Annotated in this window: 10 protein-coding genes and 1 tRNA gene; 3 read left to right on the forward strand and 8 right to left on the reverse strand. The window is 58.2% G+C overall.

The window, feature by feature from the left end:
- Positions 1 to 137: 137 nt before the first annotated feature.
- The 6 genes from ABIL25_00240 to ABIL25_00265 are packed head-to-tail and all read right to left on the reverse strand — an operon-like array spanning position 138 to position 10,138.
- Entirely contained in the window at positions 138 to 4,313 is a 4,176-nt protein-coding gene (locus ABIL25_00240; protein MEO0080709.1) for a T9SS type A sorting domain-containing protein, read from the reverse strand.
- 16 nt (positions 4,314 to 4,329) lie between these two features.
- Positions 4,330 to 5,961: a hypothetical protein gene (locus ABIL25_00245; GenBank protein ID MEO0080710.1), complete on the reverse strand. Its 1,632-nt coding sequence runs from the start codon at positions 5,959 to 5,961 to the stop codon at positions 4,330 to 4,332.
- 31 nt (positions 5,962 to 5,992) lie between these two features.
- Positions 5,993 to 6,748, reverse strand: coding sequence for a hypothetical protein (locus ABIL25_00250; protein MEO0080711.1), 756 nt, complete (start codon positions 6,746 to 6,748; stop codon positions 5,993 to 5,995).
- Positions 6,749 to 6,774: 26 nt separating this feature from the next.
- Positions 6,775 to 8,007, reverse strand: a complete 1,233-nt coding sequence (locus ABIL25_00255; protein MEO0080712.1) for a T9SS type A sorting domain-containing protein — start codon at positions 8,005 to 8,007, stop codon at positions 6,775 to 6,777.
- A 6-nt stretch (positions 8,008 to 8,013) separates the two neighbouring features.
- Positions 8,014 to 9,240 carry a T9SS type A sorting domain-containing protein gene (locus tag ABIL25_00260; GenBank protein ID MEO0080713.1) on the reverse strand — a complete coding sequence of 409 codons (1,227 nt, stop codon included), beginning with the start codon at positions 9,238 to 9,240 and terminating at the stop codon, positions 8,014 to 8,016.
- A complete protein-coding gene (locus tag ABIL25_00265) occupies positions 9,233 to 10,138 on the reverse strand; it encodes a helix-turn-helix domain-containing protein (GenBank protein ID MEO0080714.1) in 906 nt (301 codons plus the stop codon). Before ABIL25_00265 ends, ABIL25_00260 begins: the two co-directional genes overlap by 8 nt.
- 165 nt (positions 10,139 to 10,303) lie before the next feature.
- Between ABIL25_00265 and ABIL25_00270 the strand changes: the two genes are divergently transcribed.
- From ABIL25_00270 to rpiB, 3 genes are all read left to right on the forward strand, one after another.
- Positions 10,304 to 10,376: transfer RNA gene (locus ABIL25_00270), tRNA-Met, on the forward strand.
- 132 nt (positions 10,377 to 10,508) lie between these two features.
- On the forward strand, positions 10,509 to 11,438 hold the full coding sequence (locus ABIL25_00275; protein ID MEO0080715.1) for a branched-chain amino acid transaminase: 930 nt from the start codon (positions 10,509 to 10,511) through the stop codon (positions 11,436 to 11,438).
- A 42-nt stretch (positions 11,439 to 11,480) separates the two neighbouring features.
- Positions 11,481 to 11,909, forward strand: a complete 429-nt coding sequence (gene rpiB / locus ABIL25_00280; GenBank protein ID MEO0080716.1) for a ribose 5-phosphate isomerase B — start codon at positions 11,481 to 11,483, stop codon at positions 11,907 to 11,909.
- A gap of 175 nt (positions 11,910 to 12,084) precedes the next feature.
- Here the strand turns inward: rpiB and ABIL25_00285 are convergent, their stop codons facing one another.
- Together ABIL25_00285 and ABIL25_00290 are read right to left on the reverse strand one after the other, a co-directional pair.
- Complete coding sequence (locus ABIL25_00285; GenBank protein MEO0080717.1) at positions 12,085 to 13,395, reverse strand: SLBB domain-containing protein; 1,311 nt, start codon at positions 13,393 to 13,395, stop codon at positions 12,085 to 12,087.
- A 30-nt stretch (positions 13,396 to 13,425) separates the two neighbouring features.
- A complete protein-coding gene (locus ABIL25_00290; protein ID MEO0080718.1) occupies positions 13,426 to 15,642 on the reverse strand; it encodes a hypothetical protein in 2,217 nt (738 codons plus the stop codon).
- Positions 15,643 to 15,675: the final 33 nt, after the last annotated feature.

Here is a 15,675-nt window from a genome sequence, read left to right on the forward strand (position 1 = left end):
CCCCTGCACCATTGCCGAGACAACAGCCGTATAGACCTGAACATCTATCTGGCATCCAGGACTGTCTCAATGGTACGAACAGCCGCCAGCGCGTTGCCGTATCTCTTACATCGCGTGCCACTGTACTCATGGCGTCGTTACTTCTCTACCACCAGCTTCTGCGTTTGGGGTAGTCCGGTTGCGTCCAACCTTACCAGGTAGACGCCGGCCGCAAACTGCCTCAGGTCCAGCACGATTGGCAACCGAGTGTCGGTCACCCGTTGGCCGAGAACGCACCGGCCTGCCGCGTCAAACACGCGCACCCAACCCCCTGGCCACCTGGGTTCCTGACCACTCAGCCTAAGTATCGCCCGGCCGTTCGCAATCGGATTAGGGCTCACTGTAAGCTGCGTCCCGCCCGCCACCGCCTTGTCTGCCTGCACTCCGGCGTAGAGTGTATTGCGCCGGGTGTAGCGTGCCGGGGCTTCGACCCAGCGCCAGAACTCAAAGGTCTTGTTCCCCTTCAAGGCAAACAGGGCCAAGTCTCGATACCCTGCAATGTCCCCTCCGGCCTTCACATACTTCTTCTTGCCGGTCGAACCGTTGCCCGGCATCGTGTCCAGCTCCTGCCAACTGTCGCCATCCGGAAAGTAACGGAAAAACTGCTGTGTATTGCCACCCTTCAAGGCGTACAGATTGTCGCGAAACCAAGCGCCGCCTGCTCCGTCCTTTGACTTCTTCTTCTTGTCCGGCCTGCCGCTGTGCCAGCCTGATACCGGCATCCCCTTGAGCGTGTCAGTCCACCTCTGGGTCAGTACGTCATAACGGAACATGCAATGGTGTGGGTTCTCCTGTGTCTTATCGTAATACTTTGCCTGGTGGCAATATATCTCGGACACGGCCTGGCCCCTCTTGTGGTAAACAAGGAACGAGCCTTTGTCGTACTTCTGCTTGGCGACACCATAAGGTGCCTCATCCAACGTATCCCAGCGGCCGGCCAGCACATTGTAGCGGTAGAACTCGGTCTTGCCACCCTTCAACAGATACACATAGCCGGTATCGTGCTGCTTCTTGGCATACACCATGTCGGTTCCCCCCTTCACCTTCTTGCCGTACTTGCCGAGCGGCACGTTTGCAAGCGAGTCCCAAGTGTTGGTGGTAACGTTGTACCGCCAGAACCCGAGCGTATTATTGCCCTTGACCATATAGACATAGCCATCGCCAAACACTGCGGCGCAGCCCTTAGAGGGCGGTTTCCTGCGGCCGCCCTCGTAAGACGGAATCGTCTCCAAGACAAAGAACGTGTCGTCCTCTGGCTCGTACCGGTAGAAGTCAACCATCTTGTTACCCTTGGCAACGTACAAGACCTTGCGTCCATCGGTTGCCGCCCCCCCCTCGATTACAAAGGCACCATCCTTCACACCCTTTGCCCCTGTTTCGTGCGGCACCGACTTCACCTCCACCCAGCCCGGAGGCCAGGAGGGTCCCTCCTGCCTTGTCGAGAAAGTAAACGGCCCGTTCGAGCTCCATTTTTCACCGTCGGTTGCAGTAATTGCCTTCACGTCCCACTTGTAGGCCGTGCCGTACTTCAGGGCCGCAAGGTCGTAGGTCCAGGTGTTGTCTGTAAGCCCGGTCTTCACTGGAGAACCTTCCCGCGGATTTGCGGGCGACTCGGTAAGGTACACTTCATAGGTCAACGTGTAATCAGGACTTGCGTCTTCCCACTCAAATTTGATTCCGGTCACTGGCTGGCGTAAGGCCAAGTCGGCTGGCTTGGTCAGATTGAAGTCCTTTGGCTCAGGTATCGGTGACCGGACCGTGAACGTCGCGGGATTGGATTCGCCACCGCCTGGATTCGGATTGAACACGGTGATTGGGTACTCACCCGCAACAAGCAGGTCCCCGGCCGGTATTGCCGCTTCAAGTTCAGTCGCACTCTTCCAGGTCGTTCCCCTGTCCGAGCCGTTGAACCGCACGACCGAGCCTGGGCCGAACCCGGTTGTTGGAACGAAGTTCGTGCCGGTAACGGTCATTGTAAACCCTGGGTCGCCGACGTTCTTCTCATCCGGGTCAATGTCAGTAATCGTGGGCACCAGGTTCTTCACCGTGAACATCACCGGGTCTGACTCACCACCACCCGGACTCGGATTGAACACGGTGATTGGGTACTCACCCGCAACAAGCAGGTCCCCGGCCGGTATTACCGCCTCGAGTTCGGTCGCACTTTTCCAGGTCGTTCCCCTGTCCGAACCGTTGAACCGCACAACCGAGCCTGGGCCGAAGGCAGTTGTTGGTACAAAGTTCGTGCCGGCAACGGCCAGTGTAAACCCTGGCTCACCAACATTCTTCTCATCCGGGTCAATGTCAGTAATCGTGGGCACCAGATTCTTCACCGTGAACATCTTCGGATCAGACTCCCCACCCCCAGGCGCCGCGTTGAACACAGTAATCGGGAACTCACCTGCGACTTCAAGGTCCGAGGCCAGTATCGTCGCCTCCAGCCTGGTATTGCTCTTGTACTCCGTAGCCCTGGGCGAGCCGTTGAACCGCACGACCGAGCCTGGGCCGAACCCGGTTGTTGGAACGAAGTTCGTGCCGGTAACAGTCAGCGTGAACCCAGGTTCGCCCGCATTCTTCTCAGACGGGTCTATGCTTGTGATACTGGGCCTCAGGTTCTTCACCGTGAAGCTGTGGGTACCGGTACTCGGGTACTTGTCGTTAGTCTTCACCTGGTCAGTACTGAGTTCGGTGCTGCACGTCACGGTGTAGGTGCCAGCGTAGAGTGTGACGTTCACCTGGCTGAAGTTCACCGCCTTGCCGGCTTGGAGCGGGTCAAGACTCGGCGTCTTCTGGTCGCTCCAGACCTGGGTGCCGCTGGAGTTGTAGATGCGGAGTGTCACCGGCACGGTCGGCTCGCTGGTCGAGGTGAAGTTGGAAATCGTCGCAACCGGCGTAATCGGGTCGCCGAAGTTGTACTCTGAACCATTGGCCGGAGTTGTTATCCCGACTGCACCCACGTCGTGCGGCTGCGTTGCCGTGTAGTTGATTACCAGATACGGAGCAGTTCTCTTCCAGCCATAGATGTACCGAGCCGCAGTACCGCCCGTACCCCTCTTTATGCCGAACGCCACCCAGTTCCGGCTGAGCGCGGCCTGAACTGCACCAACACCGGTCGAGTTCAAATCCCTCGCCGACCACGCGGGCGCAGGAGATTCGGTAGCCGAGGGCGACACCACGTCACCGTTGATGATGGCTTGTTGGAGGTCATATGCGGATGCAGAAACCGGGTCAAAGCTGGGCGAGATGGCAGTCCATATGCTGCTGGATGATGTCGTCCCGGAGAAAAGATAGTAGTTCAGGGATACCGAGTTTACGGTCGCGCCGTCTGGCACCGCGGAAAGGTCGAACTTTGCCCACCCGACCGAGTTAGTGCTGTAGTAGTAGATGATATCGTCGGTCTTGGTGGAAGCGGTCGTCCAGCCAGTCCAGTAAGCGCTGTTGAGCGACGCTTGCGGCGAAGCGGAGATATCGGAAACCCAGAACACTCGCAAGTAAGGTCTGTAAGAACCGCCGGTGTAACCATAGGCGGCCCGGTAGTTTGCCGAACTTGTGTAGTACCAGCCGAAGGCCACCCAATCGCTAGTGAGATTGCTTTCTATCGCCGCCACCCCTACCGAGTTCAGGGGTCTGGCTACCCAGTTCACATCGTCGCCACCGCTGGCGCGTGTAGGTTCCTCGCAGGCGGCAGTAATCGCCGGTCCCTCATCGATGGAGGACCATACGTCCTCGGCGCTAGCCGTGACCGGGTCCACGTCCATCAGGTGCCATTCTGATTCTTCCGCCGATGTTCCGGAGGATATGCAGTAGTACAGTATCGCCGAGGTGATGTCAACCCCTTCCGGCAGGTTACTCAGGTCGAACTTGGCCCAGCCGTAGTAGGAGTTGCTGCCGCCGCCGGAAATCTGCATCAGCGGGCCGTTTTTTACAGCACCCCAGTAGTCCACCCAGCCGGTTGCATACTGGACGTTGTAAGGGTAGGCAATGCCACTACCGTCGGTCATCTGTTCCGCCGAACTGCCAACCTCGATCTCGTCAACTTCAACCCAGTTGCCGTGCTCATCTTGTCGGTGAATTGGATATGCGTATGTCTCGGTCGTTATTGTCCCGTCGCCATTCGAATAGTGACGGGAGCGCTCAGTCCGCAGCCCGACTATCTCGGTTCCTTTCGGAAGGAAACCCCAATTCTGGACCGTGGTGCCAGGTACAGCGGCCAGTGCCGCTGTCCAGCAGAGAACCAGTAGTTCTATTCCAATGACAGTCTTGTGTCGTGCCATTGCTGCCTCCTTTGATTCAGGGTTCTTTCAAACTTCTTACAACTGCCATTCGGCCGGTCGCAATCGCGTCTTTAGTTTCGAACCGAACCAGATACACGCCCGCGCTCAACCTCCGAAGGTCTAGCGTGACACCCAATGACCAGTCCTCACTCCTCCTGTTCCCTCCGCCTTCCAGAAGGGTGCGGGGAATGTTGCGGACAAGAACGCACCTGCCCGCAGCGTCGAATACGCGTATAGTGCCGCCATTTCGTTCAACCCACTGTCCGGCAAGTCGAAGCATTGCCTGGTCGGACGTAACCGGGTTCGGCACAATGTGGATCCCCAACTCGGCAACAGGTATCAAGGCCGACTGGGAACGCATCGCAACCGGATTGCCACCGCGGTTGCGCCGGTAGTATATCTCGTAGAAGCCTGTGCTCTCCGGTATCATCCCATCAAAGAGTACGTGCACCGTGGTGTCGCTGACCGCGACCGCGTGGTCCATGCACTGCATCCGGAAATAGTCCGATACCTCGACTCCCGGTTCCCAAGTCACGCCGCCATCGGTCGAGCGGTGATACCATATGTGGTAGAGGTCCATTAGCAACCGCACGACATGCACATTTTTGCCCGACACAGCAACATCGGCTGACCAAGTGAAATCGCTATCCTGCGTCAGACAGGTCTCCGGCTCCCAGGTTACTCCGTTGTCAATCGAGCGGCGGTAGTACAACTGATCGAAGTTGGTCTGGCTGCCGTCAGAATAGACGACATGGACTGTGTCATGGGAAACGTCAACACACGGCGCATAGGACACCGTCTCGGTCGGAAAACTGACTTGGGGCTGCCAGGTGTTTCCGCCATCGGTCGAACGCCGGTACCATACCCGCAGACTATTGAAGTTCTCCCACACGACGTGCAGGTTCTTTCCCCACACGGCAATCGTCGAGAGCCAAGCTCCCATATCGCTCGCAATTGCCCGATCCTGGGTCCAAGTCTGACCTCGGTCGGTAGAACGCTTGTAATGAATCAGGTCGTCGCCGTTCCGGTCGTCTTCCCAGACCAGGTGCACGGTGTCGCCACGGCACGCCGCGCACGGGTGCCATCCTCCATATTCGCCGGCTGGGTTGGTGCAAAGCAGCGTTTCCGGCTGCCATGTCTCGCCTCCATCGGTTGAGCGCCGGTAATAGATGTCAGCCTCACGGATTCGGCCCGGCTTATTCCGTTCATCGGTCCAGAACACGTGTACCACCAAGCCAGAAACTGCCACCGTCGGCATCGCCTGATAGGCAGAGTCAAACGTGAGCTGTACGTCTGGCCCCCAGGTTGTACCACCGTCAGTAGAACGCTTGTAGTACACTTCGTCGTTGCCGGTACGTTCATCGTACCAGACCGCGTGCAGTGTGTCGCCCGACACAGCCAGACAGCGCTCACCCCCGCTCGAAATCCAGGAATGGCCCGGCGCGCTGGTCAGCCTTTCGTAAGGCTCCCAGTCGACACCCGGCAAGATAGCTGGCCGGACAACGATTCGATTGATAACTCTCCGCGCTCCGGCATGTTTGTTCGGTCGGATGCCCTGTTCGGCCCAAACCCACGTTGGTAGACCAAGGCCGAAAACCAGTAGGACAGCAGCCCACAAGACCGTCTTTCCTCTTGCTCTTGCTGCCATCTTCGCATCTCCTCTCATATCTCCCACATTCCTACCTGATCACTATCACTTTCAGTATTCCGTCACCGCAATCCCTACTGGTTGGCGTTGCGTAGTACACACCCGACGACAGGTACCTCGTATCATTCTCACCTGGCGCGAGGTCCATCACTTTCCGGCCGTCTGAACCAAGCAGTGCGTATGAAGAGAACAATACCGATGGCAGCAGCAGGCTTCCGCGCACGACCGTCGGCCCCGGCTTACTCCGTGGCGCTTGCGGTAGAAAGTGACCTTCTTTGACTCCGGTCCCGGTGTACTTCACCGAGACTTCGTCTATGTTCGTCGCATAAGGCTCGCCTGAGATATTGGTGATGCGTATGCCGCAGAGCTTCTTGCCCAGAGACATCGTACTCTTCAGGTTCCCGGAGTATGTCCAGTCCTCATCGGCCACAAAGCTCGTCTGACTGGTACTGCTGTCCGAATAGTAGAACCGCACCTGCACTGGGCCTGACCCGCCGTTCTGATACCACATATAGGCCCACATCGAAGCCTCGATTATGTCGTCAACCGACGTAGCGGCAAACCGTTGTTCGATGTAGCCGTCGTCGGCCTCTGAACACGCGTAATACAGACCCCGCCGCGCGCCGCCGCCCCAGGTGGAAAAACCGAACCAGTCCCATTCACTCAGGTCCCCGGTCTCAAACCCGCCGTTCCTGATGAGTTCCTCTTGGGCAAATCCGATGGTGGTAATCAAGCAAGCCAGCAATACAATGACCACAAGTTTCCCCTCGCCAAGTACTAGCTTCATCATAAACGACCTTTCGTTACTCACCTCTAGCGCACCACCAGCTTCTGAGTCGCACTCCGACTGTCAACATCCACTCTCGCCAGATACACGCCAGCTGGAACCTTCCGCAGGTCCAGCTTGGTACCCAGTTCCCAGTTAGCCGCTGCCGGCTGATAGGAAATGATGCACCGACCCGATGCGTCGAACACTCGCACGTTCACCGCGCTGCTTCTCGATTCTTTGATTCCTTGAATCTTCAGCGTTACGGACCCGCTCGTTGCCGGATTGGGGCTCAGGACAAAAACACCACCCGGAGCAGCGCCAGACGACCCTGGCTCTTCCAGAGCCGTAAGTCCGGTGGAATACCAGACGTCATTGAGGAAGTTATTGTGTCCGCGCTGGCCACCCATCACCCATATCTTGCCATCGTGCACAACCGAAACGTGGGCCTGACGAGCCTCCCACATCGGCACGCCGGTTGTTGCCTGGGTCCAGTTTTCACCGTCCGATGAGTACCAGACTTCGTTGTTGTGAGACGGATCGCGATACCCGCCCATTAGCCACAGCTTGTTGTCAAAGCTGACAAGCGTGGAGAGATGTCGCGGAGTCCAGTTAGCCGCGGCTGTAACCTGAGTCCAGTTCACGCCGTCCGAAGAGCACCACACGTCGTTACGGTCCGTTCCATCGTACCCGGCCATCACCCATATCTTGCCATTGTGAACGACCGCGGCGTGCCAGAACCGAGGAGACCAGCCCGCATTGCCAGCCAGAACCCAGTTGACGCCATCCGAAGAATACCAGACGTCGTTCGAACCGGTGTTACCAGGATAAACAAATCCACCCAGAACCCACATCTTGCCGTTGAAAACCACTGCTTCGTGCCCGATTCTCGGCGTCCACATTGGCGAGCCGGTAGTAAGCTTGACCCAGGTTACGCCGTCCGAGGAATACCAGACGTCGTTCTTGTAGTTACCGGTGTCATATCCGCCGAGTACCCACACTTTGTTGTCAAACACAACCGAGGCATGATCGTTCCGATACCCAGGGGCAGCACTGACCAACGTCCAGTCCGCGCCGTCAGCTGAGCGCCAGACGTCCTTGGTCGCGGTACCCTGTCGCCCGTAGATGACCCAGAGCGTATCCTGGAACACAACCGCAGTGTGCAGTTCACGCGCCGGCCACGCCGCTGCCGGCGTTGCCTGATGCCACACCATCTGGCCGAAGGTGGGCACAAGCCCGCCGATCAGTACCAGTGCGACCGCAAAACAAGTTCTGCTCATATCCACTCAGCGCAGCCGGCTGACCACTATTCTCTGCGCGACGCTGAACTCCGACGCTTCCAGTCGTGCAAGATAGATGCCGCTGGACAGTCGGCGGATGTCCAGCGGAATTCCTGATGACCACTCTCCAATGGCCAATAAATGGACAAGAACGCACCTGCCCGCAGCGTCAAATACACGTAGGTTCGCCCCCTGAACCCTTGATCCTTTGAACCCTTGAACCTTGACCGTAGTAACTTCGCCCGTCACCGGATTCGGGCTGACCTCCAACCATGGTAGCAGGAGGCTCTCTGCCTCTTCCTCGACCCCGCCCGAACCTGACGTCCACCAGACATCGTTCAGGAAGTTATTGTGTGCTATCTGTCCACCCATGACCCAAATCTTGCTATCGTAAACGATTGTGGTATGGCTGCACCGTTGGCTCCACATTGGTGTTGAGCGGGGCATTTCAGTCCAGTACGCGCCGTCCGTGGAATACCATACGTCGTTTCGGTGCGAGCCGTCATAACCGCCTAATACCCAAAGCTTCCCATCAAAACCTACGCTTGTGTGCAAATGCCGCGCCGACCATCCAGCCGCTGACGTCGCCTGTGTCCAGTTCAGGCCGTTAGTCGAATACCACACATCATTCAGGTCATCCGGGTTACATCCGCCGAGCACCCACATCTTGCCATCGTGCACGGCTGCGGAGTGCCAGAACCTTGGCGGCCACTGGGCCGCAGGTGTGGCCAGCGTCCATGTTGCACCGTCGGTTGAATACCAGACGTCATTCAACGGGTCGTAACCAGGGTACTGGAACCCTCCCAAGACCCACATCTTGCCGTCATAGACAAGGGCCCGGTGCCCAATTCGGGATGTCCACATGGGCTGGTTTGTGTTCACCTTTATCCATGTTTCGCCGTCAGTAGAATAGAGCACGTCGCTGGTGTAGTTACCGTCCTTGTATCCGCCGAGAAGCCACATCTTGCCGTCATAGTCAAGCGCTACTTGGTCGTTGCCATACCCCGGTGTTGACGCCGCCTGGGTCCAATTTGTGCCGTCCTTCGAACTCCAAACGTCTTTCGCATCTGCGCCCCGGCCGTACAGAACCCACATCGAGTTGTCAAAAGCAACGCTGGCGTGCAACTCCCGCGGCGCCCATGGCGCCGCCGGTGTTGCCAGATTCCACGTTATCTGGCCGACTACAGGCACAGTCAGAAAAAACAAGACGATTCCAACCGCCAACCTACGCATTCCTTCTTCTCCTTTTCTTAGTTTCCCAGTCTTTGCTGTGCGGGTTTTCGAAGGAACGGTCCTTGCTCCCGCCATTTGGCTCTATTCGCTCAAGGTAGCGCGCCGCATCCTCACCTTCGGCCCACAGCGACTCGAACGCGCGGGCAAAAACCTCACCGACCGCTGCATCGTTTACTTTGAACAGAACCCCTTTTTCGTGGGAATTCTCCGGTCTCACCCAGGTCACCTGCCGATCAACCACGACGAATGTTGTCGGCAGCCGGTCAACCACCCGTGACTCCTCACCGGCCTTGATCAGCGCCAGTGCATACCGGCGTTCCTCCGGGTCGGCGACCGCTTCCGCCAGATACATGCTTCGGCACCGTACCCTGCGCCGAATCGCCCCGATCTCGACCCGACACGCCCTGTTTCGGAAAAGTTTCAGTTTGTCCGCTGGAAGATATCTGGGATGCCGACCGCGCACAAACAGCACTTCCCGCCGCGCCTGTTCAATATGCTTGAGCCGGTCCCAGTAGCCAGCCCCCGGTTCCTCGGCCGCGGCCCGGCGCACTTCGATAAACGGCAACGGACGGTTGTTATCAGCCCGGCGCCGGTACGCTTGCTGCAGCATCTTTACCGACTCCTGTTGTGTGTGAAGCAACCGGTGAGTCCGGCGTACGGTCGCATCAAAGACAACGTCCGGCGGTGCGGCCGCAAACATCCCGACCTGACCTTCAGCGTGCGTCACGAACCCACGCTCGGCAAGCCGCTTCAGCGCTGCGTACACGTTGGGCCGGTGGATGTGGGCTGCTTTGACAAGGTCACTGACCGTCGCGTGTCTGATGCGTAGCAGCGCCGCATAGACCCGCGCTTCGTTCAAGCTCAGACCTAGCGTCTGGAGCCGTATTATTGCGTCCATGGTCGGATTCTAGTCTACCCCTCGACCGTGTCAAGGGAAAAGGTATATATAGCTTATATAGACAATAAACCGTGGCAAATCGCCGGTACGCGCCCGGTCACGAGGATACCCCCCCAACGCACGGCTGGTTGACAGGGGTGAACCGCCGGCTACAATGACCGTCCGGGCGGCGTAGCTCAATTGGTAGAGCAGCAGAATCATAATCTGCGTGTCAGGGGTTCGATTCCCTTCGCCGCCACTCAACGGCGCTTGATGCAACACGCGTTACGTTCCACGCCCTTGTCGGATTGTGGCAGCGATTCCGTCCAGGGCTCGGCATACTACGGACCTGTACAACACAGTGCCGTGATACACAGCAACAGGAGGTAAAATGGGCCTTGAGGAAACAAAGTCGAAGTACATCTGGATGAATGGAAAGTATGTGCCTTGGGAGGACGCCCGAATTCACATCTGCTCGCACGTCATCCATTACGGCACCGGCGTGTTCGAAGGAATCCGCTGCTACAAGACCCCAACGGGGCCGGCCATCTTCCGTCTCGCTGATCATACCGAACGACTCTTCAACTCAGCCAGAATCTACCGCATGGACATCCCTTTCACCAAGGAACAGGTCAATCAGGCATGCATCGAGCTCGTCAAGAAGAACGAGCTCCAGGAATGCTATATCCGACCAATCGTCTATCGGGGCTACAAGGAACTTGGGGTAAATCCGTTCTCCTGTCCAGTTGATGTCGCTCTCATCACGTGGTACTGGGGTAAGTATCTAGGCCCTGAGGCGCTCGAACAGGGCGTTGATGTAATGGTCTCATCCTGGAGCCGGATGGCGCCGAATACCTTCCCGGCGATGTCCAAGACCTGTGCCAACTACATGAATTCCCAGCTCATCAAGATGGAGGCTATCAAGTACGGCTTCGTCGAGGGCATTGCCCTAGACGTGAACGGCTTCCTGTCCGAAGGCTCAGGCGAAAACTTGTTCATCGTGCACAAGGGCGTAATTCACACGCCGCCTTTGCATGCGACAATTCTACCCGGCATCACCCGTAATACTATTATCACCCTGGCCCGGGACCTTGGATTTCAGGTTGTCGAGACGATGATGCTTCGCGAGATGCTCTACATAGCAGACGAAGTGTTCTTCACCGGCTCAGCCGCTGAGGTAACGCCAATCCGCTCGGTTGACAAGATAACAATCGGCTCTGGCAAGTGCGGACCGGTCACAAGACAGTTGCAGCAGGCGTTCTTCGCGGTGATTGACGGCAAGGTCGAAGACAAATACAAGTGGTTGACTCCGGTCCGGTAGTGTCGCTGCATGCCCACGTGACGCAGGCGGTGTAACGTACAGATGAAAATCGCCCTCGGCTCAGACCACCGCGGTTTCAGTCTGAAAGAGCTACTCAAGGATCGTCTGGCGCGCGCCGGCCACGTCGTCGCCGACCTAGGTACCAACACCCCCGAGCGAACCGACTACCCCGATTTCGCATTCAAGGTCGCCCGGTCCGTGGCACGGCGGAAATCAGACCGCGGCATCCTCGTGTGCGGCACTGGCATCGGCATGTCAATGGCTGCAAACCGGGTCAAAGGCGTACGCGCGGCGTTATGCTGCAACACCAGGCTTGCCCGCATGTCCCGGCTCCACAACAACGCCAACGTCCTATGTCTGGGTAGCGACACGTTGACCCGAAACCAGGCGCTGCGGATTGTCCGCGTCTGGCTTGCGACCGGCTTTGAAGGTGGGCGTCACACCCGTCGGCTGAAGAAACTGGACATCTAAGACCCGACACACTCCGCCACACCCAGTGCTTGGTCCGATAGCTGGAAGGCCAACTAGGCAAATAGCCGGAGAGGCCGAAGGGCGAAAACCTAGAACTCTCTGCCCAATTCTTGTCGGACCACTCCCCTTCTGGCTACGCACTGTCTGGCTAGCCTGCTATCCTGGGGGTATCCTATCAGCGGTTCAGGGCCCAGATTGATATTACGATTGAAGCGACCGGAATGCCGATGGCGCTGACAATCTGCACGTAGTCCTGCCAGAACCGTAGATTTACGCGCGGAAGAACGATCTTGTCGCCAGGCTCGACCACCGGATCGGTACGTGCCGAAATGCGGTGACCACGGCGCTCGATGTATGCCGCCCGCATATTAGCATAGTTGTTCGGCCCACCAGCCTGGCCGATATAATCACTCGCCTTCTGGTTCGGCGTGAACAGGTAAGGGCCGGGCGAAACAACTTCACCTTCAACATAGACAAGGGTGTTTATCGGCGGCACAACAAGTATGTCTGAGTTCATCAGCTCGACGTTTTGAGTCGAGTCACCCTGGAAGATGATGTTTTGCAGGTCCACCGGTAGCCGCTTGCGTGCGCCATTTCCGCCCATCACCACGCGCTCAATGTAGGTGTTTGAAAGGTCGGCCCAGGGAGTAATGCCGCCCGCCTTGCGAATCATGTCAAACACCCGGTCACCCGGCTCCAGTTCGTAGATACCCTCGCTGATTCGCTCCTTTTCAGTTGTCAGGGCCGATGCCCGCAACCGGTACTGGCCGCGGCCAAATACTGCGCCCTTTACCGTTACGAGGCCTTCAACCGCCGGCACATAGATGACGTCACCAGACTCGACGAACGGGTTAGCCATCAGGTCGCCCTTAGACTCGAATCGTTCGATGTCGGCAATCGCACTCAGCCGGCCACCGCGAATGACGTTGACCTTGGTCCGCGAGCCCAGCGGCGACAGCCCGCCGGCCCGGGCGACAACCTGCGACACACGTTCGACCGGCGAGGCATTGTACGCACCAGGATACTGAACTTCACCGGTAACAAAAACGATGCCGGATCGAAGTCCGAGCAGTGTCAGCTTCGCTTGAACCGAACGAAAGTAGCGCCGCATTTCCTTGGTCACGGTATCCTGGGCCTGCTGCAAAGTAAGCCCCGAGACCCTCACCGCATCCACCACCTGATTACTGGCCTCCCGCCTTGACTGGCTGGCGTCACCCGACAGCGAACCCGGCAGTGGCAGGTTGATCGTCATCTTACCCTCGTAGGTGACCCATGTCTCGTACGAGTAGGTTACCCCGCCCACGACAGTGACTAGTAGCCGGTCCCCGGGCATCAGCACGTAAGTTTCAGAAATAATCGGACTCTCGACACCAACCAGCGTCGGTATCCCGGTTGTCGCCGCTCCAGACGGCGGCGATGTCGCCTCCTGGGCTACGGCCGAAACAACCAAGACCGCCAGTAGTATGAACCGTCTGCTATTGAGCACGGCGCATTCTATGACTCGAATCGGCCTCTGTCAATCGTGAAAAGCCCGGCAGCAGAGCTGGCTGACAAGACTTGTGGACTTTACCACGACGGCCGCAACGCCGGCTGCATCCAGGCCCGCAACCGGCACGAGTACAAGCGCGGCGGCAAACGCGCCAGCAAACCCGCCACCAAGGTCCAAACCGAGGAGTAATCCGGCTCCGGAACCAGCGGAAGCGGCCCTGGCGCCGGCAATCGGAAACTGAATGCCCACTGCGGCCCCGGCCAGAAGTAGCACGGCGAAAAACCCGGCCCGCGGTCCAATTCGAGCTAGCACGAGCAGCAGGACTGGTAGCACAATCAACCCAATCTCTGCGACCAGAAACTGCAACTGGCCTGAGCCAGCCCTAATCGCTCTCGTACCGACTATCCCGCCCGCAACCGAACCGACCATGAAACTTGCAAGAAGCAGGCCGACCCCCGAATATAGGGAACCAAACCGCATCTGGTAGGCGAACACCGCCACTGTAGTGATCACCATGCCGGCGAAGCCCGACGTAGCAACTCCAGCTGGGCGGCTGAACCGTACTCTTCTGAGCTTGGCTCCGGCGATAAGCACCGCGAAGACTAGTCCGGCCAAAATCGCAAGATGAATAGGCTGAACCTTCCCGACCGTCTTGTACACCTGACTAAACCAGGGCGAGCTGCTTCGGGTCTGTGCGACCATTGCCCAGAACAACTCCGCCGGTCTTGTTGCGGTGGACCGCTCGCTTCGGCTCGGAGCAATGCCTCGACGGAACTGCTCCTGCCGGAACGGATCAAGTAGCCGCGCCAAATACTCCGGGCTGAGCCCCCCGAGTGCGAGCCCAGCCGAACGCAGCCGCAACGCCAGCGTCTCCGGCGCAATGGCTAGTTCCCGGCCTGACGCAATGAACAGTGGAAAATCAGCCAGTACCAGGACCACGTGAGGAAAAACCGCCCTCAGGGTTGCAAGTCGAAGTTCCAGTAGGTGCCGCGTCTCAGGCAGTAATTGACCGGCACTCCCAGGGCCCGGTAGCGCAAGTACGCCATCCTGGACCAGTCGCCTCCGACACAAGTGATAAAACTCACTTGAGAAAATCCTGCTCCCGGCCAGACTGGCTGGCATCAAGTCGCTAACAATGATGCAGTCGAAGCTATCGCTCGCCGTATTCAGAAACTGGACCGGGTCACTGGACTGTAGCCTGAACCTGGAGTCATGTACGGCCCGGTACAATCCTGAGTCTGCCCGAAGCGCGGCATCAAATGGTTTTCGGTCAAGCTGCACCAGTGTGAGGCGCTCAACCGGCGCACGCATAACCTCAGTGACAAGCCCAATGCCCCCCACAAGCAAGACCCGGCGTGGTATCGAGCTGACAAGTAACGGCAGGTATGTGAGCTCTTCGACAAACAGACGGTCCTGCACCGGTACGGTGTGCCACATCATCCCGTCGTAGAGAATCGTTGTCTGCCCCTCGCGATCCATTCTTATTGTCTTGCCGTAGGGCGACTCTTCTACTTCCACAACTCGCTGGCCCGGCCACATACTCTCCCATCCCCGCCGCTCAATCGTCCCAGCCAGCACCAACGCCGCAACCAGCAGTCCGCACATCAAGGCTCCAATCACCATTGCTTTCTTTCTTGCTTGCTCCCTTTCCCCTCCGCTCCAGCCCCCCGTCAACCCCGCAAGAAACACAAGCGGTATCCCGAACCCGGCAACCAGCCTGACTCCGGGCAGGCCGGCAAGAAACAACAGCCAGGTCAGAACCGCTGCCAAGGCCGTGCCTGCGCCTTCCCACACGTATCCACTACCGATACCAGCACCAGGACTACCATCGGTCAGCAGCACTGTCCCCAGGACGAACAGCGCGCCATGAGCCAAAGCCGGAAGAAGAACCACAATAGCGGCGACTGCAGCCATGCTGACGATACTCATGCTTTCACCGGCTACTGCTCGGAACAGGACCCGACCAAGTACGACCGCCGGTACGGCCAGGACTCCGACCATGGCCGAGACCGATGCCAGCACAGACAGCAATGCCCGTGCGTCGGTCACCAACCTTCCCGTTGCCCACGCGCCAATCGCTTCCCCCGCAACCCAAGCCCCAAGGAGTAGCACCGCGGAAACCTCGCTTCCACCGAAAACGGCAAGCAATTCCCGCAAGAGCACAACCTGGACGACAAACCCATGCGCGCCAATTGCCAGAACAAGCACCCGGCGCGCTGACGTTGCGGCGCAGCCGACATTCACCGTTCCATGCTAGACGCCGAATTCCGACCAGTC

The sequence above is a fragment of the candidate division WOR-3 bacterium genome (assembly GCA_039801365.1).
Classification (GTDB): Bacteria; Hydrothermota; Tepidihabitantia; order Tepidihabitantales; family Tepidihabitantaceae; genus JBDRUN01.